Here is a 22,857-nt window from a genome sequence, read left to right as displayed (position 1 = left end):
TCAACCGCGAATCGCACGGGTGGGCCGCCACGGCCGGTCGCACCGGCGTCCGTTGAGGTCGCCTTAGCCGTCCCTTAACCCGGGTGCCGGGCATAGTGGGGCCATGACGAGTCCGAGGGTCGTGCGGGTGGGCACCGGCGTGCTGCTGTGGCTCGCCGCCGCGGCCGGGGCGACGGCGGTCGGCATGGCGGCGGTCGGCATGATCGGCAGCGACATCTTCGGCTCCAGCCAGGACCCGCTCACCCAGGCGGAGGTCGAGCAGCGTCTCGCCGCGCCCACCACCGGCCCCACCGGTGCGCCCACCGGCCCGTCGACCGGCGCGACCGACCCCGCGACGCCGTCCGCCGAGCCGACCGCGGCGCCGTCCTCGACTCCCCCGGCCACGCCGCCGCCGGCCGCCCGCGCGCGAGTCGTCAACGCGCTCGGCGCCGGCACCGTGACCGCGCAGTGCAACGCCGACGGCACCGTCCAGATCCTCGCCGTCAGCCCGGCCCAGGGCTACGAGGCCGACCCCGACGACGACGCGGCCGACGACCACCCGAAGATCACGTTCGAGAGCGACGCGGTCGAGGTCGAGGTCCGCCTGCGCTGCGCCGATGGCGTCGTGACGGACGAGATCGAGCAGAAGATCGAGGACTGAGCGGCGACCTCACCAGCCGTCGAGGTGGCCGGTCTCGTCGAGCCGGGTGAGCTGGCGGCTGTGGTAGCGGTCGTCCTCGCGCAGCAGGCTGATGCCGCCGGACGACACCCGGAAGTGGACCCGGCCCGCGGCGTCGAGGGGCATGCCGATCCAGGCCGCGACGAGATACGTGGCCGTGCCGCCGTGCGTCACGATCACCTGTTCCTCGGCGGCGGAGGCCAGCACGCGCTCCATCGCCGCGTACGCCCTGACGGCGAGGTCCAGCTGCGTCTCGGCGCCCGCCACGCCCTCGTCGTGGCGCAGGCGCTCGCCGTCGCGCGGCGGCGGGACGAAGCGGGCGTCCAGCCACGCCTGCGGCTTGCCGCCCGCCTCGCCGTACGACTTCTCGCGCAGGCCGGCGTCGATCGTCAGGTCCGCGCCGAGCCGCCCCGCGACGATCTCCGCCGTGCGCCGGGCGCGGCGCAGGTCGGACGAGTACACCTCGGGCGCCGCGCCCAGCCGGTCGGCCAGGACGTCCGCGATGGCCCCGGCCTGCCGGACGCCGCGTTCGGTCAGCTCCGAGTCGAACCACCCACCCACCAGGCCGTCGACGTGGTGCGTGGCCTCGGGGTGGGTGACGACGTGGATGGTCCTCATCTGCCGCCGTCGTCCGCGGTGGCTAGATGTTGATCGCGTGGCCGGAGATGCCGTGGATGGCTTCCTTGACCGCCTCGGACAGCGTCGGGTGGGCGTGGATGTTGCGGCCGACCTCGTCGGCGGTGAGGTCCCAGAGCTGGGCCAGGGTGAGCTCGGGCAGCAGCTCCGTGACGTCGGGGCCGATCAGGTGGGCGCCGAGCAGCTCGTTGTGCTCGGCGTCGGCGATGATCTTGACGAAGCCGACGGGGTCACCGAGGCCGTGCGCCTTGCCGTTGGCCATGAACGGGAACTTCGAGACCTTGACCTCGTGACCGAGCTTCCTGGCCTGCTCCTCGGTGTAGCCGAAGCTGGCGACCTGCGGCTGGCAGTAGGTGGCCCGCGGGATCATGGCGTAGTCGACGGGCATGGTGTCGGCGCCGGCGATGGTCTCGGCGGCGATGACGGCCATGGCCTCGGCGGCGTGCGCGAGCAGCAGCTTGCCGGTGACGTCGCCGATGGCGTAGATGCTGGGCACGTTGGTGCGCAGGTGGTCGTCGACCTCGATGGCGCCACGCTCGGTGAGCCGGACGCCGGTCTTGTCGAGGCCGTAGCCGTCGACGCGCGGGGCGAAGCCGATGGCCTGGAGGACCTTGTCGGCCTCGATGACCTCCTGCTTGTCGCCGGACGACACCGTGACGCGCACGGAGTCGCCGGAGTCGTCGATGGACTCGACCCGGGTGGAGGTGCGGACGTCGACGCCGAGCTTCTTGTACTGGCGGGCCAGCTCCTTGGAGACCTCGGGGTCCTCGAGCGGCAGCATGCGGTCGAGGAACTCGACGATGGTGACCTCGACGCCGTAGTTGGCCATGACGTAGCCGAACTCGACGCCGATGGCGCCGGCGCCCGCGATGACGACGCGGCGCGGCAGCTCGCTCTCGAGGATCTGCTCCTCGTACGTGACGACGCGGGAGCTCAGCGACGTGCCGGGCAGCAGCCGGGTGGTGGCGCCGGCGGCGACGATGCAGTGCTCGAACGTCACCGTCTCGCTGCCGCCGTCGTTCAGGCGGACGTCGAGCGTGGTGGCGTCGGTGAACGTCCCCCAGCCGTCGAACTCGGTGATCTTGTTCTTCTTCATCAGGTAGTGCACGCCCTTGACGCGGCCGTCGGCGACGGTGCGGCTGCGCTCGTACGCCTTCGAGTAGTCGGCCTTGACCTCGCCCTCGAAGACCAGCCCGAAGGTGTCGGCCTGGTTCTTGACGATGTGGGCCAGCTCCGCGTTGCGCAACAGCGCCTTGCTCGGGATGCAGCCCACGTTGAGGCAGACGCCGCCCCAGTACTTGGACTCCACGACGGCGACGGACTTGCCCAGCTGGGCCGCACGGACGGCCGCGGTGTACCCGCCGGGACCGGCGCCCAGGACGACGACATCGAAGTGCGCACTCATGATGGACAGCCTAGATGCCCCGTCGCGCTGCGATGACACAGTCGTGAAGCCGATGTGAATCCACCTCGGTATTCACTGGGACGTTGTGAACGACACCACGCGCGCCGACCTCGAACGGCTGCAGATCCAGGTCGGCCGGATCATCGGCGATCTCAAGGCGGCACTCGACGGGCCGCTGTCGGTCATGGCGTCCGGCGAGGCGTGGACCGGCACCCGCGCCGACGGCTTCGGCACCTCGCTGGACATCCACAAGAGCGTCCTGCAGAAGGGCGCCGACGCCATCGTCGCCGACATCGCGGCCGCCGTGTCCGCGGCCCCCGCGGAGGAGCCGCCGGCATGACGTTCTCCTCCGTCTCGGTGACCGGCCTCGAGGACCTCGTCGCCAAGCTGCAGATCGCCCGGCGTGAGATGGACGACTTCCTCGGCTACACCACCGAGCGTTCGGTCCGGGCGGACATGAACCGGCTGGACGTGACGTCGACCGGCTTCGAGGACCTCGCCGTCGTGCACGAATGGGTCGAGTCGGCGCTGCAGGAGACGCAGCGCCGGCTGGGTCTCGCGCGGGCGATCCAGCACCAGCAGCCGAACGCGCCCATGGTCCAGATCGAGGAGAACGCGACGACCGACCTCGAGCCGGGGCTGGCCGAGCGGCAGGGCCGCGACCTCGCCACCCGGGTCAAGGAGGCCGGCGAGGTCGACGCGGACATGATGGAGGAGCTCGAGCAGATCGTCTACGACCCGGACGCGATGGCCGGGTTCTACGCGGAGCTCGGCCCGGAGATGGCGGCCCGGCTGGCCGCGTCCATGGGCATGCCGGAGTCCGGCGTCGGCGAGAACGCCCAGCAGTACCTGAAGCTGCTGAGCATCGGCCTGGGCACCGCGATGATGGACGAGACCCCGCCCGAGGGCATGGGCGCGTTCAGCGAGTTCGGGCTGGCGACGGACGATCCGCAGGTCGCCTGGGGCCGGCTGGCGCTGCTGCAGTACGGCGACTTCTCCGGCCAGCAGGCGTTCGTCGAGCAGACCGTGAACGGGACGGCGCTCGACGCGTTCTCCGCCAAGGACTGGGCCGACCCGAACAACATCTCCACCAAGACCCTCGGCGACGGCGACACCGCGGTGGGCCTGACCGAGGACATCACCGCGCTGGCCTTCAACACTCTCGCCCGGTACCCCGGGCTGGCCACGAAGGTGCTGTCCGAGCAGGACATCTCGGCCAAGGAGATGACGCACCGCGTCTACGCGGCGGCGGGCGACCCGGCCCAGCGCGCCGACCTGGCCGACAGCTTCGGCCTGGCCATCGAGGCCGCCACGGGGTCGCAGGGCGACCCGCCGAACACCGAGCACACGCCGGAGCAGGCGGCGCTGGCGTTCGAGTTCATCACCGGCTCGGCCGACCACGAGCAGATCCCGCCGGCGATCAAGGACTCCACCGCCCGCATCGCGGCGGCGTACGTCGACGAGATGGTGGCCGGCTCGTTCATCGACGGCGGCGAGCTGTCCGGCGACCGCGGCTCGTCGATGGACGTGCGGCCGGAGGACTTCCCCCAGGGCACGGGCCTGAGCCCGGACTTCTACCTCAGCCCGCGGGCCGTGCACCGCTTCCTCGGCGGCTTCCAGGACCAGATCGAGTACTCCGCGCCGTTCGAGGTCGCGGTCGAGTCGCTGTACAACGGCTCCCTCGCCGACGCGATCGCCGCCGACAAGGCCGACGGCGGCAACCGGGTGAACGACGTCATGAGCCTGTTCGGCGCCGCGGCCACGCTGTACTTCGAGGGCCAGCGTGAGTTCGCCGCCGACTTCGACGAGCGGGAGAAGGCCCGCAAGGGCGCTGTCGCGAAGATCTTCACCGAGGGCACCGGCACGGTGCTGCCCCCCGGCGTCGGCTTCTGGCTGCTGCACCAGGGCGTCGGCGGGAAGCTCGACCAGTGGGCGAACAGCACGAACACCGAGGGCGCCGTCATCGCCGAGAACACCGACGCGGCACAACTGCGCTGGTACATGACGGTGCACGCGATGATCGGCAACGGTGTCGGCTCGACGCCCGAGGCGCACGTGATGGACTCCGCGCCGGACGCGATCAAGGGTGAGTACGGCGAGCTGCTGCCGATGGACCAGATCTACGGCGACCCGGAGCTGCGCCGGCAGTTCATGGAGTGGGTCCAGAGCGTCCCGGCCCTGGACGACATGGCCGACGCCGGCACGGACGCCTGGGACAGCGGCTGGCAGGGGGCGCAGACGTTCCTGGGCCGGGCCTGACGGCGGCGGTCAGAACAGCCGCGACGTGGGGTCGTCGACGCCGCGGAGGGCGTCGTAGTCGACGGTGAGGCAGGTGATGCCGCGGTCGACGGCGAGCGTGCGGGCCTGCGGCTTGATCTCCTGGGCCGCGAACACCCCGCGCACCGGGGCGAGCAGCGGGTCGCGGTTGAGGAGGTCGAGGTAGCGGGTCAGCTGCTCGACGCCGTCGATCTCGCCGCGCCGCTTCACCTCGACGGCGACGGCGACGCCCTGCTCGTCGCGGCAGAGGAGGTCGACCGGGCCGATCGGCGTCGGGTACTCGCGGCGCACCAGCCGCCAGCCGGACCCGAACGTCTCGACCTGCTCCGCCAGCAGCACCTGCAGGTGCGCCTCGACGCCGTCCTTGACCAGGCCGGGGTCGACGCCGAGGTCGTGGCTGGAGTCGTGCAGGATCTCGTGCAGGCTGATGACCAGGCGGTCGTCGGTCTTGCCGTTCTGCACCGTCCACACCGCGGCGACGCCGTCCTCGTCCGGTTCGGGGTCGCGGACGGTGAGCGTGCACGGCGGGCTCATCCAGTTCAGCGGCTTGTACGAGCCGCCGTCGGAGTGGACCAGCACGCTGCCGTCGGCCTTCACCATGATGACGCGGGTGGCGAGCGGGAGGTGGGCGGTCAACCGGCCGGCGTAGTCGACCTGGCAGCGCGCGATGACGATCCTCACCGCCAGAACTCTAGACGGCGTACCGTGCGGAGCACACGCACATCGAGGTGCGGGGGGCGGTCATGGAACGGAAAGCACTGCTGGCGCTGGGTCTCGTCCTGCTGGCCGTCATCGCGCTGGGGGCGGTCGCCCTCCAGCGGCAGAGCGACCGCATCGACGAGCTGGAGGCGGCCGTCGGCGAGTTGCGGGTGCGGGCGGACGACGCCGGCCGGCCAGGTGGTCTCGACGACACGGCCCGGCTGGACGAGATCGAGCGGCAGCTGGGATTCGACGCGCCGTCATGGCCGACCGAGGACATCCATGAACGCATCGCGCAGCTGGAGTGGGGCCTGAGCCTGATCTGCGGTCATCTGCACCGCAATGGCGCCGAGGTGCTGTGCTGACGGCATTCAGCCGGTCAGCGCCGCGGCCAGCGTGTCGCGCTCGGCCCGGAACCAGTCGTGCGCCCGCCTGATGGCGTCGCCGGCGCCGCCCTCCCACATGCGGGCCCAGCCGCCGCCGTCGGTCTCGGCGCGGTGCTTCATGACGTGCCAGACCCGGGTGTAGCGGCGGTCGGCGACGTCGAGGAGGGCGGCGCGACGGTCGTCGTCGAGCCCGTAGGCGTCGGCGAAGATGCGCATCCGCCGGCCGGCGTCGGCGTCGCGCAGGGCGGGGTCGCGGTCGGCCGGATCGGCCATCGGCGCCCAGTACCGCAGCGTCGTGACGACGTCGAGCAGCCGGGTGGTGGGCCCGGCGAGGTCGAAGTCGATGATGCCGGCCGGCCGTCCGCCGACGAAGATCGTGTTCTCGAAGGTGAGGTCGTTGTGCCCGACGACGTCCGGGGCGTCGAACAGCGACGGCACGCCGGGCAGCTCGACGCCCACCGGCCAGGCGACGCCGTCGGGCAGCGTGAAGCCGGCGGCGTCGTCGTGCAGGCGGCGCTGGATGACGGCGATCTCGCGCAGCGCGTCGTCGGTGACGGCCCACGGCGCCAGCGGCCGCCCGCCCATCTCGCCGTCGAGGAAGGTGAGGATCTCGCGACCGCGGTCGTCGAACCCGAGGAAGCGCGGCGCGTACGGGAAGCCGGCCGCTTCGAGGTGCCGCAGGTAGGCGTGGACGGCGGCCGCGGCGCGCCCAGGGTGCCGCCGGACCGTCGCGCCGACGCGGACGACACCGTCGCTGACGTCGCCGCCCAGCAGCGGGATCTCGACGACGTCGTCCAGGAACGCGTCGACGGCGGCGCGGAACTCGACCGGCCGCTCGACCCACGGATAGTGGCCGCAGTCCTCGACGACGGCCACCCGGCCGGCCGGGAACCGCTCGGCCAGCGCGGCGACCGGCGCGAACCCGGTCATGGCGTCGTCGGTGCCCGCGACCACGAGGACCGGCGCCGTGACGGACGCGAGTCGCGCGGCGAGGTCGGCGGGCGGGTCGACGCTGAAGTAGGCGCGGCCGGCGGCGAGGTCCCAGCCGCCCTGCGTCGCGTGCTCCTGCTCGGCCGGGCCCCAGTGCGCGTAGCCGGCCGGCGCGACCCGGTGCTGCCAGTCGCCGAACCCGTCGCCGTCCGGCGCTGACGGACCGGCCTGCAGAGCCGCCCACGCCTGCGTGAACGCGTCGTCGGTGCGGCGCGCGGCGATCGCCCCGGCGTCCGGCGGCACCTCCACCAGGTGCGTCGACGGCGGCGTGACCAGCAGCAACGCCGCCAGCCGCTCCGGGTGCCGGACGGCGTACGCGACGGCCAGCCGGGTGCCGGCGGAGTGCCCGGCGAGCAGCAGGCGGTCGTGGCCGAGGTGCCGGCGCAACGCCTCGACGTCGTCGGCCTGCCGCCAGTACGAGCCCGCCTCCGGCTCGTCCGGCGCCGGTGAGGCCCCGACGCCGCGCAGGTGCGGGATCACCAGCGGGTGCCGCTCGGCCAGCCCGGCGAGGTCGCCCAGGTACACGGGATGCCGGGCCGCTCCCCCGGCCAGGACGACGACCGGCGGGCCCTCGGCGCCCGCCCCGGCCAGCTCGTCGTAGTGCAGTGTCGTGGCGTCGTCGGCGCGATAGGTCGGCACGCCCCGACGCTACCCCGTGGCGTTGACATGGAACGCCGTTCCGTCTTGACTCCGAACGACGGAGGGGATGCGCGCATGAGGCGATGGACGATCACCGGTGAACGGCGTCTCGAGCTGCGCGAGACCGCGACACCGCGGCCCGGCGCCGGCGAGGTGCTGGTGGGCATCGAGCTCACGGCCGTCAGCGCCGGCAGCGAGTTGCACGCGTACCGGTCCGGGCCGAGTGGCTTCATGGACGACCCCGGCTACCTCGCGGCCGGCCGGGTGCTCGAGACGGGCGCGGGCGTCACCGCGGTCCGGCCCGGCGAGCGCGTCTTCGCGGCGGCACCGCACGGCGACGCGGCGATCGTGCCCGCGCATCGCGTCGTCCCGGTGCCCGACGAGGTGCCGTTCGACGATGCGGTCCTGTGCTACCTCGCCAGTCTCGGGCTGTACTGCCTGCACGCCGGCGAATACGCGGCCGGCGAGAACGTGGCGGTCGTCGGGCTGGGTGTCGTCGGACTGTGCGCGGCGCTGGTGGCCACGGCGTGCGGCGCCCGGGTCCATGCGGTCGACGCCGACGACCACCGTCTCCGGTTCGCCGCCGGCCTCGGCCTGCGCACCTGGGACGGGCGCGATCCGGGCCTGGCCGACGACGTGCTGCGCGACTCGCCCGAGGGCATCGACCTCGTGGTCGAGACGAGTGGGGCGTGGCGAGGGCTCGACACCGCCGCGCGCGTGTGCCGGCGCGGCAGCCGCATCTCGGTGCTCGGCGTGTACCGCGACCTGCCCGACGAGCAGACCGGCGCCGCGCTGCATCGGCAGCTGCTGAGCTTCCCGGCGAGATTCCACTACGACGGCATCCGGATCGTCGGCTGTGCCAACCATCCGTGGCGGGACGGCGACGACGTCGGCGGGTGGTCGGTGCAGCGCTCGCTGCGGTACCTCCTCGAGTGCGTCGCCCGGGGGCGGCTGTCGCTGGCGCCCGTGATCACCGACCGCATCGCGCCGGGCGACCTGCCGGCGCTGTACGACCGGCTGGACGACGGGGACCGCTCGGTCGTCGGCGCGGTGGTCGACTGGACGGCCGGCTGACGACGCGGGTCAGTGGAAGTCGCGGGAGCGGTGGCGGGCGTGCAGGGCGCGGGCGGCCTCGGGGTGCAGCTCCTCCAGCGACGCCAGCCGGTCGGCGACCAGGTTGATGACGTTGTCCTTGCGCTCCAGCATGCCGCGGACGATCATGCAGGCGGCGTTGCGGGCCACCCGCCGGTGCCGCTGCCAGAGCCCGCCACCGCAGACGACGTTGAGCATGCCGGTCTCGTCCTCGATGTTGAGGAACGTGATGCCGCCCGCGGTGCCGGGCCGCTGCCGGTGCGTCACCACCCCGGCGACGGTGACCCGGCGGTTCGGCTCGGCGGTGGCGAGGTCCTCGACGGCGAGGATGCCCTCGCTGCGCAGCAGCGGCCGCAGGTGCGCGATGGGGTGGCCGGTGGGTGAGATCGAGGTGGCCCACAGGTCGGCCAGGGTGAGCTCGACGTCGCTCATCCCCGGCAGCACGGGCGGAGCGGGGGTGGCGGTGACGGCCTCCAGCTGGCCGGCGGTCTCGACGTAGCCGGCTTTCCACAGCGCCTCGCGGCGAGTGAGGCCGAAGCCGTCGAACGCGCCCGCGGTGGCCAGCGCCTCCAGCTGCCGGGCGTCGAGGCCGGCCCGGCGGGAGAGGTCGGTGGGGTCGCGGAACGGCCGCTCCTCGCGGGCCTCGACGATGGCCTCGGCGGCGTCCTTGCTGATGCCCCGGACGGAGTCGAGGCCGAGCCGGACCGCGAAGCCGGTGTCGCGGCGGTGCTGCGGCGTCGGGTCGGGCGTGCCGTCGACCCACGGGGCCGGCTCGTGCTCCGGGACCAGGCACTCGGCCCGCCCGCCCGGCCGGGCGTCGCCGTCGGGCTCGAGACCGGCGACGGCGCCGGAGGACGCGATGTCGGGGCGCAGCACCCGCACGCCGTGCCGACGGGCGTCGTGCACCAGCGACTGCGCCGAGTAGAACCCCATCGGCTGGGCCCGCAGCAGCGCGGCCAGGAACGCCGCCGGGTAGTGCAGCTTGAGCCACGAGCTGACGTAGACGAGCTTGGCGAAGGACAGCGCGTGGCTCTCGGCGAAGCCGAAGTTCGCGAACGAGAGGATCTTGGCGTAGAGCTGGTCGGCGTCGGGCCCGGTGATGCCGCGCTTGGCCATGCCCTTGTACAGCTTCTCCTTGATGCTCTCGATGCGCTCGATGCCGCGCTTGGAGCCCATGGCCCGGCGCAGCAGGTCGGCGTCGTCGGGGGTGCAGTCGCCGACGGCGATGGCCATCCCCATGAGCTGCTCCTGGAACAGCGGCACGCCGAGGGTCCGCTCCAGCACCGGGCGCAGGTCGTCGTGGACGTAGCTGGGCTTCTCCTTGCCGGTGGCACGGCGGATGTACGGGTGGACGGCGCCGCCCTGGATCGGGCCGGGGCGGATCAGCGCGATCTCGATGGCGAGGTCGTAGAACTTGCGCGGCCGCAGCCGCGGCAGCGTGCCGATCTGGGCCCGGCTCTCGACCTGGAACACGCCGATGGAGTCGCCCCGGCAGAGCATGTCGTAGACCGCCGGCTCCTCCTTGGGGACGCTCTGCAGCTCCCACGCCTCGCCGAGGTGCCCCGCGATCATGGTGAACGCGTGGTTGAGGGCGCTCAGCATGCCCAGCCCGAGCAGGTCGAACTTGACCAGCCCCATCGACTCGCAGGCGTCCTTGTCCCACTGCAGGACGGTGCGGTTCTCCATGCGCGCCCACTCGATGGGGCACACCTGGCCGATGGGCCGCTCGGTCAGGACCATGCCGCCGGAGTGGATGCCCAGGTGCCGCGGCGCGCGCATGAGCTGGTTGGCGAGGTCGACGACGGGCGCGGGGATCTCGTGGTCGGCGACGTCCTGGCCGGCGACCGCGGACCAGCTGTCGGTCTGCTTCGACCACGCGTCCTGCTGGCCCGGCGAGTAGCCCAGCGCCTTGGCGGCGTCGCGGACCGCCATCTTCGGCCGGTAGCTGATGACGTTGGCGACCTGGGCGGCGTTGCGCCGGCCGTACCACTCGTAGACCTTCTGGATGACCTCTTCGCGCCGGTCGGAATCGAAGTCGACGTCGATGTCGGGCTCTTCGTCGCGGTTGACGGAGATGAACCGCTCGAACGGCAGGTCGTGGAAGACCGGGTCGATGGCGGTGACGCCGAGCGCGTAACAGACCGCCGAGCTCGCCGCCGAGCCCCGTCCCTGGCAGAGGATGCCTTCGTCGCGGGCGAACGCCACGATGTCGTGGACGATGACGAAGTAGCCGGCGAAGTCCTTCTTGTCGATGATCTTCAACTCGTAGTCCACGCGCTCGCGGGCCGCCCGCTCGTGCTTCACGCCGCGGTAGTAGCGCTGGAAGCCGCGGTCGACCAGGATGCGCAGCCACGTCATCGCGGTGTGGCCGTCGGGGATGTGCTCCTTCGGCAGCCGCGGGCTGGCCTTGTGCAGGTCGAACGCGAGCTCGCCGGCCAGCTCGACGGAGCGCGCGACGGCGCCCGGGTAGCCGGCGAACCGGTCGGCCATCTCGCGTCCGGTGCGCAGCGACGCCGCGCCCCACGCCGGCAGCCAGCCGTTCATCTCGGTGAGGCTGCGCCGGGCCCGGATGGCCGCCATGGCCGAGGCCAGCCGGTGGTCGCCGGGGTCGGCGTAGTGGACGTTGTTGGTGGCGACGACCGGCAGCCCGTGGTCGGCGGCGAGGCCGGCCAGCAGCCGGTTGACGTCGTCGTCGCTGGGATGGCCGTGGTCGAACAGCTCGACGACGACGTGCTCGCGCCCGAACAGCGAGGTCAGCCGGTCCAGCTCGGCCGCGGCCGCCGCCGGGCCCCGCGCGGCCAGGGCGGACCGGACGGCGCCCTTGCGGCAGCCGGTGAGCACCAGCCAGTGCCCGCGACCGGTGTCGGCGAGAGCGTCGAGGTCGTACTCGGGCTTGCCCTTCTCCTCGCCCTTCAGCTGTGCGTCGGTGATGGCGCCGGCCAGCCGGTGGTAGCCCTCGACGCCGCGGGCCAGCACGAGCAGGTGCTGCCCGCGGGGGTCGGGGACGCCGTTCTGCGGCGCGTCGAGGCCCAGCGACAGCTCCGCGCCGTAGATGGTGCGCAGGTTCTCGGCGGCGTACTTCTGGGCGATCTCGGCGAACAGCGGCGCGCCGTAGAAGCCGTCGTGGTCGGTCAGCGCCAGCCCGTGCAGCCCCAGCTCGATGGCGGCCTCGACCAGGCGGTCCGGCCCGCTGGCGCCGTCGAGGAAGCTGAAGTTGCTGTGCGCGTGCAGTTCGGCGTACGGCACGACCGGCTCGTCCGGCCGGACCACCTCGGCCTTGCGCTTGTACGGCTTGCGCTTGCGCGACCCCGGGCCGTCCTCGGGCGGCACCGTCGGCCGGTCGGACAACCGGCGCTCCAGCTCGCCCCACGGGATCGGCGGGTTGTTCCACCCCATGTCAGGCCCCCTCAGTCATAGGCGGCCTCGATGTACCAGCCGTCGTCGGCGCAGGTCATCAGCCAGGCCCGGCCGTCGACGCCGACGATCTGGAACCGGGCCACCCAGCCGGCCGGGTGCTCCCACCACAGCTCGTCGACCGGCCACGGACCGGCCCACGCGCCGATGGGGTGCCAGCCGTCGCCGGTGGGTCCGGGCGCGGCGCCGCCGGCGCCGGGTGCGGTGCGGAACCGGGCCGGCGGGGCGCTGACCACGCCGCGCTCGCTCACCCACACCACCTGCCCGCGGTCGTCGACGACGGTCGCCGGGCGCGGCTCGGCGTAGACCCGCACCGGCGCCGGCGGCGGGAGGCTGCCCGGCCACGGGAGGTCGTCCGGCCGCAGCCCGACCGGCCGCTCGCCCCACGGGACCAGCGCCTGGCGGTCGGCCGGCGCGCGGCCGCCCTGCACCGCCGGGACGGTGACGGCGTGCGGGCCGAGCATGCCCTGGACCCGCGCGACCGCCCGCTCGACCCGTTCGTCGGTGCCGCCGCCCCACAGCGCGGCGGCGTGCGCGGCGGCCGGCTCGACGGTGTCGGGGACGAACCGGACCAGCTCGACCGGTTTCGTGACGCCCTGGGCGCCGCGCAACTGGCCACGCAGCTGCCAGTGGACGCGGTCGACGAGGTCGGCCGCGCTGAACCAGCGCGAGTGCGCCCACACCCGCGACGACGCAATCTCGTGGTCGCACTCGGCCTCGATCAGCACCTCGGTGCAGACCAGCCCGCGGGAGGCCAGCTGGGCGACGAAGCGGTCGGCGCTCTGGCGGACGCTGAAGCTGACGGCCTCGACGGTGTCGAGCGGCGGCTCGAACCGGACCTGACACTCGAGGTCGGGCGGCGGCGTGCGGGCGCCGAGCCGGGACGCGTCCTCGCCGCGGGCCAGCCGGTGCACCTTGGCGCCGTAGCCGCCGAACCGCGCCTGGACGTCGTCGTGGTCGAGCCGGGCGAAGTCGCCGAGCGTCTGCAGCCCCAGCCGCCGCAGCAGGCCCGCGACCTCGTCGTCGTCGATGACCCCGACCGGGAGGCCGCGCAGGAACGCCGCCGACCCGCCCGCCTCGACCACCAGCGTCTCCTGCGGACCGGCCTGCCGCGCCGCCCGCTCGGCGGTGAACAGGTCGTCGGCGATGCCGATGCGGCAGTCCCACACGCCGGCCCGGACCAGCCGTTCGGCGATGAGCGCGCCCGCGGACTCTTCGCCGCCGTAGAACCGGCCCGGCGCGTGCACCGCCAGCAGCCCCGGCCGCAACGGCGCGACGCCCGGGCGCAGCTGCTCGACCGCCACCAGCACCGGCTCGAACACCCGGGCGTCGCGGTCGGGGTTGTGGTCGACGAGGATCAGCTCGGGGCAGCGCGACTGGGCGTCGCGGCGGCGCATTCCGCGGCGGACGCCCTCGGCCCGGGCAGCCTCGTTGCAGGCGACGACGGCGTTCGCGGCCAGCACCACGACCGGCGCGTCGCCCTGGCCGGCGTCGCTTCGGCCACCGCTGCCCTGGGCAGCGCCGTTCCGGCCGCCACCACCCTGGCCGCCGCCTCGGCCGCCACCACCCAGGCCGCCACCACCCAGGCCGCCACCACCCAGGCCGCCACCACCCAGGCCGCCGCCACCCTGGCTGCCGCCGCCCTGGTCGCTGCCCCGGCCGACGTCGCCCTCGGCCACGGCGGCGACCACCGGCCAGTCCGGGCACCACACGACCAGCACCCGCCGGCGGCTCATCCGGCCACCTCCAGGCCGGCCGGGCCCGCCGGCCCGGCCGCACTCGCCCGATCAGCGGTCTCCAGCGCTTCGAGGTCGGCGCCGGACACCGTGCCGTCGGGCCCGGGCAGCCACAGCCACGCCGACCGCGGCCGCGCGCCGGCGCCCCGTCCGTACGCCTCGACCTTCACCCGCCGGCCGCGCAGGTGGCCGCGGCCGTGCTCGGGGCCCACCCACAGCGACGACGCCACCCGCAGCCGGGTCTGCGCGCCCTCCCAGTCGCCGACGCACACCAGCGCCGTCCCGTGCCGCCGCGCCAGCGCGACGAGCCGCCGGGACAGCTGCCCGCCGACCTGGACCGGCGGGCGCACCAGCACCACCTCGACCGACGTGAGCAGCACCGCCACCACCTCGGCCCACTGCGCCCCCGGCTCTTCGACGACGACCACCCGGCCGAGGTCGGCGCCGAGGCCGGCCGCCGCCAGCACGCCGAACTCGGACAGCCCCACCACCGCCGTCCACGCCCCGGCCGCCGTGGCCCCGGCCAGCAGAGCCAGCGGCAGCGCCCCCATGCCGTCGACCGCGACCACGTGCCCCCGGCGCAGTCCGCCGAGCAGCGTGCGCAGGGCCGGCAGCACCGCGACCAGCTCGACCGGCTGGACGGCGAAACCCGCTCTGGCCAGCGCCGCTTCGGCCTGGTCGCGCCCGCGAACCGTCACCCGTCCATCGTCGAACACATGTTCGAGAGGTGTCAAGTCGATCGCAGACCGAGCGCGAGCGGCTGAAGCTCGCATGGCTGGCGGTTCGGTGGCGCTATGACCCCACCGAACCGCCAGCCATCGCGTCGGCGGCCTGCCGCGGGGCCAACCCGCCGGCTACGGTCCGGGCAGCTCGCGGGCGTAGCGGACCTCGGCGAGCCGGTCGGGGCCGACCTGCTCGACCTGGCGCGCGCCGTCGAGCGCCCAGCCGGACCGGTCGTAGAACGCCCGGCCCAGCGCGTTGCCCTCGAGCGTCCACAGCGTCGCCCGGGTGAAGCCCTCGGCCCGGAGGAACTCCAGTGCCGCCGTCATCAGCGCACGCCCGACCCCGGTCCCCAGCTGGGCGGGGTCGGCGTAGATGGCGTACACCTCGCCCACGCCGGCCGAACCGTCGGCGTCGCGGGAGGCGCCGGCGGCGCAGAACCCGGCGATGTGGCCGGAGCGGACGGCGACCAGCACCGTCGAGCGCGGATCGGGCTCCGCGATGAGCCGGCGCCACACCGCCGCCCGGGGCCCGACGTCCAGCCCGGCCAGGAACCCGGCGTCGACGACTCCGGCGAACGCCCGCCGCCAGCCGGCCACGTGCACCGCCGCGATGGCGTCGGCGTCGGCCACCTCGGCGCCGCGAACCGCCGGCTCGTCAGCTTCACGACCCTCCATGCAGCATGAACCTACGCAACCCGTCGCGTCTCCGGCCACCCCTGACAGCGGGCTCCGTCATGGCGCATGATCAAGTGGTGCAGCCTTCGAATCACGTCGTCCGGCAGGCGCTGCGCTCCGACGTCGGCACCGTCGCGCGGGTGCTGGCCGAGGCGTTCGACGCCGACCCGATGATGCGCTTCGTCGTGCCGTCGACGCGGTACCGCAAGCGGCTGACCGCGCTGTTCGCGTTCGAGACGCTGCTCAGCCCGCAGGGGTCGTGGGTGGCGGTGGCCGACGGCGAGATCGCCGGGGCGGCGCTGTGGGGGCTGCCGGGCGCCCGCCCGCCGGGGTTCTGGCCGACGCTGCGCTACAGCCGGTACCTGCTGCGGGCGTTCGGGACGGGGCTGCCGGCGGCGCTGCGGTCGTTCCGGGTCATCGAGGACGCGCACCCGGCGTCGCCGCCGCACTGGTACCTGCAGACGCTCGGGGTGGCGCGGCCCGGACGGGGCGTGGGCGGCGCGCTGCTGCGCGACGGGCTGGCACGGGCCGACGCGCAGGGGCTGCCCGCGTATCTGGAGTCGTCGGCGCCTGAGAACGTCGCGATCTACGAGCGGTACGGATTCCGCCCGGCCAGGGAGATCGTCCTGCCCGGCGGCCCCACCCTGACGGCCATGTGGCGCGAGCCGGTCCGAGGGGGTCAGTAAGGTCGGAGGGTGGCCTTGGACGCATCGACTCCCCCGCAGCCGTATCCCTCCGCCCCGCGCGGCGACGACGCCGACGTGCTGCACGGCATCACGGTGCCCGACCCGTACCGCGCGCTCGAGCCCGAGGACGACCCCGTCACGCAGACGTGGTCCAAGGCGCAGCGCGTGCTGTTCGACGAGCACCGCGCCGGCTGGCCGGCCCGTCCGGCGTTCGCCGCGCGGCTGACGCAGCTGCTGCGGGCCGGCTCCGTCGGCACCCCGGCGTGGCGCGGCGACCGCGTGTTCCACACCCGGCGCACGCCCGACCAGGAGCACGCCGTGCTGCTCACCGTCGACCCCGGCGGCGCCGAGCGGGCGCTGGTCGACCCTGTCGCGCTGGACCCGTCCGGCGCCACCACGCTCGACGCCTGGCAGCCGTCCAAGGAGGGCGCGCTGCTGGCGTACCAGGTCTCCGAGGGCGGCACCGAGGAGTCGGTACTGCGCGTCCTCGACGTCGCGACGGGCGAGGTGGTCGACGGCCCCATCGACCGCGCCCGCTACTCCCCGGTCGCCTGGCTGCCCGGCGGCGAGGCGTTCTACTACGTGCGCCGGCTGCCGAAGGGCTCCGTCCCGGCCGATGAAGACCAGTTCCACCGCCGCGTCTACCTGCACCGGCTCGGCACCGACCCCGCCGGCGACGTCGAGATCTTCGGCGCCGGCATGGAGAAGACCAACTACTACGGCGTCTCGGTCAGCCGCGACGGCCGCTGGCTGACGGTCAGCGCCGCGCAGGGCACCGCGCCGCGCAACGACGTCTGGCTGGCCGACCTCCGCGACGCCGACCCCGAGCGGCCCGAGCTGCGCCCCGTCGTCGTCGGCCAGGACGCCAAGACCGGCCTGCACGTGGGCCGCGACGGCCGCCTCTACGTGTGGACCGACCTCGGGGCGCCGCGCGGCCGACTCGCCGTCACCGACCCCACGACACCCGAGCCCGAACACTGGCGCGACCTCCTGCCCGAGGACCCCGAGGCGGTGCTCGAGGACTTCGCGCTGCTCGACGGCGCCGAGCTCGACGCCCCGGTGCTGCTGGCGGCGCGCACGCGGCACGCGGTCTCCGAGGTCACGGCGCACGCGCTGGCCACCGGCGACGCGCTGCACACGCTCGAGCTGCCCGGCATCGGCAGCGCCGGCGGGCTGTCCGAGCGGCCCGAGGGCGGGCACGAGGCGTGGTTCGGCTACACCGACCACACCGTGCCGGTGCGCGTCCTGCACTACGACGCCCGCACCCGCGCGGTGTCGACGTACGCCGACGCGCCCGGGCTGGTCGACGTCCCGGCCGTGCGGTCGGAGCAGGTGACGTACCGGTCGAAGGACGGCACCGAGGTGCGCATGGTCATCGTGTCGCCGGCCGGCGACGCCGCGCGGGCGCCGCGGCCGGCCGTCCTGTACGGCTACGGCGGCTTCAACATCGCGCTCACCCCGGCCTACTCCGCCAGCATCCTGGCCTGGGTCGAGGCCGGCGGCGTGTGGGCCGTCGCGAACCTGCGCGGCGGCTCCGAAGAGGGCGAGCAGTGGCACCGCGACGGCATGCGCGAGAACAAGCAGAACGTGTTCGACGACTTCGCCGCGGCCGCGTCGTACCTCGTCGACCAGGGCTGGACGACGCCTGACCAGCTGGCGATCTTCGGCGGGTCCAACGGCGGCCTGCTGGTCGGGGCCGCGCTGACCCAGCGGCCCGAGCTGTACCGCGCCGTCGTCTGCTCCGCGCCGCTGCTCGACATGGTCCGGTACGAGAAGTTCGGGCTGGGCGAGACCTGGAACGACGAGTACGGCACCGCCGCCGACCCGGTCGAGCTGGGCTGGCTGCTCGGCTACTCGCCGTACCACCACGTCCGCGACGGCGTCGAGTACCCGTCCGTCCTGTTCACCGTGTTCGACGGCGACAGCCGCGTCGACACCCTGCACGCGCGCAAGATGGCCGCCGCCCTGCAGGCCGCCACGTCCGGCGACCCCGCCACGCGGCCCGTCCTGCTGCGCGCCGAGGCCAACGTCGGGCACGGCGCCCGGGCCGTCTCGCGCACCGTCGACCTCAGCGCCGACCAGCTCGGCTTCCTCGCCGCGCAGCTGGGGCTGGAGGCACGGTGATCCCGATGGTCGGCCTGCTCGCGGCGGGCGGCGTCCTGAGCACGGCCGGCATCGTCGCCGCGCCCGACGTCACCGAGGCCGAGCAGTACTCCGCCGAATGGTGGCGCGACGTCCTGCTCGACGTCCCGCTGCGGCTGGCCGGCCTGGTCATCATCGCCGTCGCCGCGCGGTACCTGCTGCACAAGTTCATCAACCGCATGGTCCGCCGCACGGTCGAGAAGGAGCCGCCGAAGGCCGTCCTCGGGTCCGCCCGGGCCGCCCGCATCGTGTTCGGCGGCGCCGGGGCGTACTCCGAACGGCGGGCGCTGCGGGCCGAGACCATGGGCTCGGTGCTGCGCAGCATCACGACGGTGCTGATCAGCGCCATCGCCGTGGTCACGGCGCTGGAGATGCTCGGCTACGCCGTCGGGCCGGTGCTCGCGTCCGCCGGCGTGCTGGGGGTGGCGCTCGGCTTCGGCGCGCAGAACCTCGTCAAAGACTTCCTCGCCGGCGCGGCCATGCTGCTCGAGGACCAGTACGGCGTCGGCGACGTCGTCGACATGGGCCACGCCGTCGGCACCGTCGAGGCCGTCAGCCTGCGCATCACCCGGCTGCGCTCCGTCGACGGCACCGTCTGGTACGTCCGCAACGGCGAGATCGTGCGCGTCGGCAACTCGTCCTACGGCTGGTCGCGGGCGCTGCTCGACGTCCACGTCCCGCTCGACGCCGACGTCGCCCGGGCCAAGGGGCTGCTCGAACAGGTCGTCCACGACCTCGCCGCCGACGACCGGTGGGCCGAGCTGATCCTCGAACCCCCCGAGGTCTGGGGCGTCGAGGACCTCACCGCCGACGGCGTCCTCATTCGCGTCGTCATCAAGACCAAGCCGCTGGAGCAGTGGCGGGTCGCGCGGGAGCTGCGCGAACGCATCAAGCGCCGGTTCGACGCGGAGCGGCTCACGCTGCCGGTCGCCACGGAGACGCCGGCGGGCGGGGTCGGCGGGGCCGGCGATCCGACCAACCCGCCGCCCGCCTCGTCCGCCGGGTCGGCCTCGTCCGCCGGGTCGGCCTCGTCCGCTGGGTCGGCCGCGCCGCCGGTCGTGCCGCCGCAGGAGTCCTGACCGGCGCCGGGCCGGCCGCGCGTCTGCCTGCGAGGACGCCCGCGGGTCGACTACGGTTCCGCCGTGACAGAACCCGATGAGACTCCGCGGGGCCTGGGCCATCCCGACGGCCCGCCCCCGGACCACCACCCCAGTCCACCGTCCACCTCGCCACCGGCGCAGGCGGCGCCCGACCCGGCCGTCCAGCCGAGCGAGGCCGTCACCGGCCCGTTCGACGCCGTCCCCGACGCGCCGTCGCCGGCGGGAGCACCGGCCGCGGCCGCACCGTCCGCCACGCCACCGGCCGCCACGCCACCGGGCGCCACGGCACCGGGCGCCACAGCACCGCCGTCCGACGCGCCGGCTGCGGCGGCACCGTCCGCGGGGGCACCGTCCGCCACGGCGCCGCACGGCACGCCGTCACCCGGCACGTCGTCACCCGAGGCGCCGCCGCTGGGATATCACCCGCAGCACGCCCAGGGCCAGGTCGCACACGGCCAGGTCGCGCCGGGCCAGCCGGCCGCGTACCCGCCGCCGGGCTACCCGCCGCAGGGCTACGCGCCCCCACCGGGCTACGCGCCCGGCCAGCCGTATCCCCCGCCGGGGCAGACCGGCTACGCGGCGCCGCCCGGATACCCGCCGCCGCCCGGGCACGCACCGCCGCCCGGCTACGCACCGCCGCCCGGGTATCCGCAGCAGGCCCAGCCCGGCTACCCGCCGCAGCCGGCCTACTACGCGCCGCCCGGGCAGCAGCCGTACGGCTACGCGCCCTATCCGCCCGCGCAGCAGCGGCCGGCCACGGCGATGCCGATCTACCTGACGGCGGCGCTGTTCCTGGCCTGCGGGCTGCTCACGCTGATCATCGCGCTGACCAACTGGTTCGGCTCACCGGGCCTGGGCATGATCGCGGCGCTGGTCGGGCTGGCGTTCTCCGGCGACATCACGGGGAACATCGACTTCGCGGTGTCGGCCTCGATGACCGTCGCCTGCACGACCCTGACGTTCGCCGTCGTTCTGTTGTTCAAGCTCGCGTTCGCCCGCTGGCTCCTGGTGGGCGTCGGCGGGCTGGTGATCATCGCGTACGTCGTCGGGGTCATCGATCTGGCCGGCAACGGCGCGGGGCGCTACGTCGCGCTGCCGATCGTGGCGCTGGTGCTGTGGATCGGCGCCGTCGTCGTCGCACTGCTACCGGTCACGAGCCGGGCGTTCGCCCTGTCTCGCCGGAACCCCGGGCCGTACTGACGGCCCGAACGCGTCAGCGGGCACCTCACGCGTTGCCAGTCACCCGGCTCTGAAGCCCGGGTGCAGCCGCGGAGGTGCACCACGGTCGGATCGATCGTGGTGCACCCCTCCCGGCCGTGCGTCTCAGGCGTCGGCCAGAGCCGCGTCGAGCGTGATGGTCGTGCCGGTCAGCGCCTTGCTCACCGGGCAGTTGGCCTTGGCGTCCTCGGCCGCGGCCACGAAGTCCTCGCTCGAGATGCCCGGGACGACGCCACGCACCGTGATCTTGATGCCGGTGATGCCCTCACCCGGCTGGAACGTGACATCCGCCGAGGTCTCCAGCGACGTGGGCGGCGTGCCGGCCTTCGCGAGGCCGTTCGAGAACGCCATCGAGAAGCAGGACGAGTGCGCCGCCGCGATGAGCTCCTCCGGCGACGTCTTGCCGTCCGGCGTCTCCGCACGCGAGGCCCAGGTGACGTCGTACGTGCCCAGCCCCGACGAGTCGAGCGTGACGCGACCGGCGCCCTCGAACAGCGAGCCTTCCCAGCGCGTGGTGGCGGTGCGGGTCGTTGCCATGAACGTTCCTCTCATACGACGTGTGAGCGACCGTCGTCCATCCTTCCCTGTCCCCGTCGCGGATGTGTGGCCAGGGGCACTTTGCATCTCGGGTCACCTGACGGCGACGATGGAGGGGTGACCACGCGCCTGGACAACTTCTACGACGCCGTCGGCGGCCACGAGACGTTCGCGAAGCTCGTGCACCGCTTCTACGAGGGCGTCGCCACCGACCCGCTGCTCAAGCCGATGTACCCCGAAGAGGACCTCGGCCCGGCGGAAGAGCGGCTGCTGCTGTTCCTGGAGCAGTACTGGGGCGGCCCGACGACGTACTCCGAGCAGCGCGGTCACCCCCGGCTGCGCATGCGGCACGCGCCGTTCAAGGTCAACCCCGAGGCGCGGGACCGCTGGCTGCTGCACATGCGCACGGCGGTCGACGAGCTCGGCCTGCCGCCCGTCTACCGCGACACGCTGTGGGACTACCTCGAGCGGGCGGCTCACTCCATGGTGAACACGTTCGAGGACTGACGGCGGCGGGTCGCCCGTCAGGCGATCCCGAGCCGCGTCACGATGCCGCGCAGGAACGCGGCCTGCCCGACGTGCTGGTAGTTGTCGCCGATGACGCTGACCAGGCGCACCCCCATGGTCACCGGCGGATCCCAGCTCTCGTCGACGACGCGGTCCAGCGTCTCGTCGTCGAGCTCGCGCAGGAAGCCCTCCGTGATCTCGTGCGTCGCGTCGAAGTAGCCGGTCAGTAGCTCCGGGTCGGTCACCACGACGGCCGCGACGTCGGCGCTGCTGTGGCCGTAGCCGGTCGCCGACGGCGGGAACGGCAGGTCGAACCGGTGCGCCCACGGGCCCGACGTCCACACCTGGTCGATGCCGGCGAGGTCCGCGATGTGGTCGTCCTGGACCCGGGTCAGGTGCCAGACCAGCCAGGCGATCGAGTTGGCGTCCGGGTCGGCGCGGTACGCGAGCTGACTCGGCGTCAGCCCGCCGACCGTCGCGTGGACCCGTTCGCGGATCCGATCGAACGCATCGACCAGCAGGTCGGGACCATGCACGGTGCACCACTCCTCAGCGCGGGCGTTAGCGTGAACCGCCATGACACCACATCCGCTGCTGACGGTGTTGCTCGACGCGGCGGCCGGCCGGTTCCCGCCGGTCGACGGTGCGGTCGACGTGCTGCCGCCGCTGGCCGGCGGGCTGGAGTGCGCCACGGCGTTCACCGGGCACGCGGTCGTGTGCACGGCGCTCCCGGCGGCGGACGTGCTGGCGCGCGGGCCGGGCGGGGCTCGCGGGCCGGACGGGGCTCGCGGGCCGGACGGCTTCGGCGGCTCGATGGCGCCCGACTTCCTGCGCCGGCTGGCCGGGCCGGGCGGCTGGATCGGCGAACTGGACCTGCTGCTGGTGGCGGACGGAACGGGGCCGACGGTCGCGGAGCCCAGCGGCGCGGACCCGGTCCGCTTCGAGGGTGACCACAGCGGACCTCGCACCGATACCGTCATTCCGCCTCGAACCGACCTCGAGGGGCACCACCGCGTCCGCCGCGCGCGGGCGCTGCGCCAGGACGTCCGCGTGCACGGCGACGACCGCGGCCTGGTCACGCTCGCCCGCGGCCCGGCCGGGCGCCGGGAGCTGAGCGTCGAGGTGCCGGACGCCGGCCAGGGGCGCGGCCGCGGGCGGTCGCTGCTGGCCGACGCGCTGACGCTGGTGCCGTCCGGTGAGCCGGTATTCGCCGCCGTCACGCCGGGCAACGCCCGCTCGCTGCGCGCGTTCCTGGCCTGCGGGTTCGTCCCGCTCGGCAGCGAGGTGCTGCTGCGTCCGGCCCGAGCCGTCGCGTCTGCCGGAGGGCTGTTCTAGGCT

The 22,857-nt window shown here is 74.1% G+C and carries 21 protein-coding genes; 11 read left to right on the top strand and 10 right to left on the bottom strand.

What is annotated here, in order from left to right; all coding sequences use genetic code 11:
• Positions 1-103: 103 nt before the first annotated feature.
• The gene (locus BLV02_RS36305; RefSeq protein WP_171906815.1) at positions 104-640 is read left to right on the top strand and encodes a hypothetical protein; all 537 of its coding nucleotides are present in this window, start codon (positions 104-106) and stop codon (positions 638-640) included.
• 9 nt (positions 641-649) lie between these two features.
• On the opposite strand, the gene BLV02_RS05735 is transcribed toward BLV02_RS36305, so the two are convergent.
• Together BLV02_RS05735 and lpdA are read right to left on the bottom strand one after the other, a co-directional pair.
• Positions 650-1,276, bottom strand: coding sequence for a histidine phosphatase family protein (locus BLV02_RS05735; RefSeq protein ID WP_069113174.1), 627 nt, complete (start codon positions 1,274-1,276; stop codon positions 650-652).
• Between the two features lie 22 nt (positions 1,277-1,298).
• Complete coding sequence (gene lpdA / locus BLV02_RS05730; protein ID WP_069113173.1) at positions 1,299-2,699, bottom strand: dihydrolipoyl dehydrogenase; 1,401 nt, start codon at positions 2,697-2,699, stop codon at positions 1,299-1,301.
• Positions 2,700-2,784: 85 nt separating this feature from the next.
• Between lpdA and BLV02_RS05725 the strand changes: the two genes are divergently transcribed.
• Positions 2,785-3,039, top strand: a complete 255-nt coding sequence (locus tag BLV02_RS05725; protein WP_069113172.1) for a hypothetical protein — start codon at positions 2,785-2,787, stop codon at positions 3,037-3,039.
• Positions 3,036-4,958 (top strand): hypothetical protein, encoded by a 1,923-nt coding sequence (locus BLV02_RS05720; RefSeq protein ID WP_069113171.1) that lies wholly within the window; start codon positions 3,036-3,038, stop codon positions 4,956-4,958. Before BLV02_RS05725 ends, BLV02_RS05720 begins: the two co-directional genes overlap by 4 nt.
• 9 nt (positions 4,959-4,967) lie before the next feature.
• Here BLV02_RS05720 and nucS read toward each other — a convergent pair whose 3' ends face one another.
• On the bottom strand, positions 4,968-5,657 hold the full coding sequence (gene nucS, locus BLV02_RS05715) for an endonuclease NucS (protein ID WP_069113170.1): 690 nt from the start codon (positions 5,655-5,657) through the stop codon (positions 4,968-4,970).
• Positions 5,658-5,719: 62 nt separating this feature from the next.
• Here nucS and BLV02_RS05710 point away from each other — a divergent pair, with 62 nt between their 5' ends.
• Entirely contained in the window at positions 5,720-6,040 is a 321-nt protein-coding gene (locus tag BLV02_RS05710; RefSeq protein ID WP_069113169.1) for a hypothetical protein, read from the top strand.
• Positions 6,041-6,046: 6 nt separating this feature from the next.
• Here BLV02_RS05710 and BLV02_RS34915 read toward each other — a convergent pair whose 3' ends face one another.
• Positions 6,047-7,690 (bottom strand): alpha/beta fold hydrolase, encoded by a 1,644-nt coding sequence (locus BLV02_RS34915; protein WP_083288935.1) that lies wholly within the window; start codon positions 7,688-7,690, stop codon positions 6,047-6,049.
• Between the two features lie 75 nt (positions 7,691-7,765).
• Here BLV02_RS34915 and BLV02_RS05695 point away from each other — a divergent pair, with 75 nt between their 5' ends.
• Positions 7,766-8,764, top strand: a complete 999-nt coding sequence (locus BLV02_RS05695) for a zinc-dependent alcohol dehydrogenase (RefSeq protein ID WP_069113168.1) — start codon at positions 7,766-7,768, stop codon at positions 8,762-8,764.
• 9 nt (positions 8,765-8,773) lie between these two features.
• On the opposite strand, the gene BLV02_RS05690 is transcribed toward BLV02_RS05695, so the two are convergent.
• The 4 genes from BLV02_RS05690 to BLV02_RS05675 form a co-directional block, all read right to left on the bottom strand.
• Positions 8,774-12,178, bottom strand: a complete 3,405-nt coding sequence (locus BLV02_RS05690; protein ID WP_069113167.1) for an error-prone DNA polymerase — start codon at positions 12,176-12,178, stop codon at positions 8,774-8,776.
• 11 nt (positions 12,179-12,189) lie between these two features.
• Positions 12,190-13,932, bottom strand: a complete 1,743-nt coding sequence (locus BLV02_RS05685) for a DNA polymerase Y family protein (RefSeq protein ID WP_083288934.1) — start codon at positions 13,930-13,932, stop codon at positions 12,190-12,192.
• Positions 13,929-14,630: a hypothetical protein gene (locus BLV02_RS05680; protein ID WP_069113166.1), complete on the bottom strand. Its 702-nt coding sequence runs from the start codon at positions 14,628-14,630 to the stop codon at positions 13,929-13,931. Before BLV02_RS05680 ends, BLV02_RS05685 begins: the two co-directional genes overlap by 4 nt.
• Before the next feature lie 156 nt (positions 14,631-14,786).
• Positions 14,787-15,329, bottom strand: coding sequence for a GNAT family N-acetyltransferase (locus BLV02_RS05675; RefSeq protein ID WP_069113165.1), 543 nt, complete (start codon positions 15,327-15,329; stop codon positions 14,787-14,789).
• 77 nt (positions 15,330-15,406) lie between these two features.
• Between BLV02_RS05675 and BLV02_RS05670 the strand changes: the two genes are divergently transcribed.
• The 4 genes from BLV02_RS05670 (at position 15,407) to BLV02_RS05655 (ending at position 20,457) form a co-directional block, all read left to right on the top strand.
• A complete protein-coding gene (locus BLV02_RS05670) occupies positions 15,407-16,015 on the top strand; it encodes a GNAT family N-acetyltransferase (protein ID WP_171906814.1) in 609 nt (202 codons plus the stop codon).
• 9 nt (positions 16,016-16,024) lie between these two features.
• Entirely contained in the window at positions 16,025-18,139 is a 2,115-nt protein-coding gene (locus BLV02_RS05665) for a prolyl oligopeptidase family serine peptidase (RefSeq protein ID WP_069113163.1), read from the top strand.
• Between the two features lie 5 nt (positions 18,140-18,144).
• Entirely contained in the window at positions 18,145-19,236 is a 1,092-nt protein-coding gene (locus BLV02_RS05660) for a mechanosensitive ion channel family protein (protein ID WP_245737739.1), read from the top strand.
• 63 nt (positions 19,237-19,299) lie between these two features.
• Complete coding sequence (locus BLV02_RS05655; RefSeq protein ID WP_069113161.1) at positions 19,300-20,457, top strand: hypothetical protein; 1,158 nt, start codon at positions 19,300-19,302, stop codon at positions 20,455-20,457.
• Between the two features lie 123 nt (positions 20,458-20,580).
• On the opposite strand, the gene BLV02_RS05650 is transcribed toward BLV02_RS05655, so the two are convergent.
• Complete coding sequence (locus BLV02_RS05650) at positions 20,581-21,012, bottom strand: OsmC family protein (RefSeq protein WP_069113160.1); 432 nt, start codon at positions 21,010-21,012, stop codon at positions 20,581-20,583.
• Positions 21,013-21,129: 117 nt separating this feature from the next.
• Between BLV02_RS05650 and BLV02_RS05645 the strand changes: the two genes are divergently transcribed.
• Positions 21,130-21,519, top strand: coding sequence for a globin (locus BLV02_RS05645; RefSeq protein WP_069113159.1), 390 nt, complete (start codon positions 21,130-21,132; stop codon positions 21,517-21,519).
• A 17-nt stretch (positions 21,520-21,536) separates the two neighbouring features.
• Here BLV02_RS05645 and BLV02_RS05640 read toward each other — a convergent pair whose 3' ends face one another.
• A complete protein-coding gene (locus BLV02_RS05640; RefSeq protein WP_083288933.1) occupies positions 21,537-22,097 on the bottom strand; it encodes a mycothiol transferase in 561 nt (186 codons plus the stop codon).
• On the opposite strand from BLV02_RS05640, the gene BLV02_RS05635 reads away from it, so the two are divergent.
• Positions 22,096-22,854, top strand: coding sequence for a hypothetical protein (locus BLV02_RS05635; protein WP_069113157.1), 759 nt, complete (start codon positions 22,096-22,098; stop codon positions 22,852-22,854). The genes BLV02_RS05640 and BLV02_RS05635 overlap by 2 nt on opposite strands.
• Positions 22,855-22,857 lie beyond the last annotated feature (3 nt).

The organism is Jiangella alba (assembly GCF_900106035.1).
GTDB classification, from domain to species: domain Bacteria; phylum Actinomycetota; class Actinomycetes; order Jiangellales; family Jiangellaceae; genus Jiangella; species Jiangella alba.
Note: the sequence above shows the minus strand (reverse complement) of the source record. Positions and strands in the feature narration are given on the sequence as shown.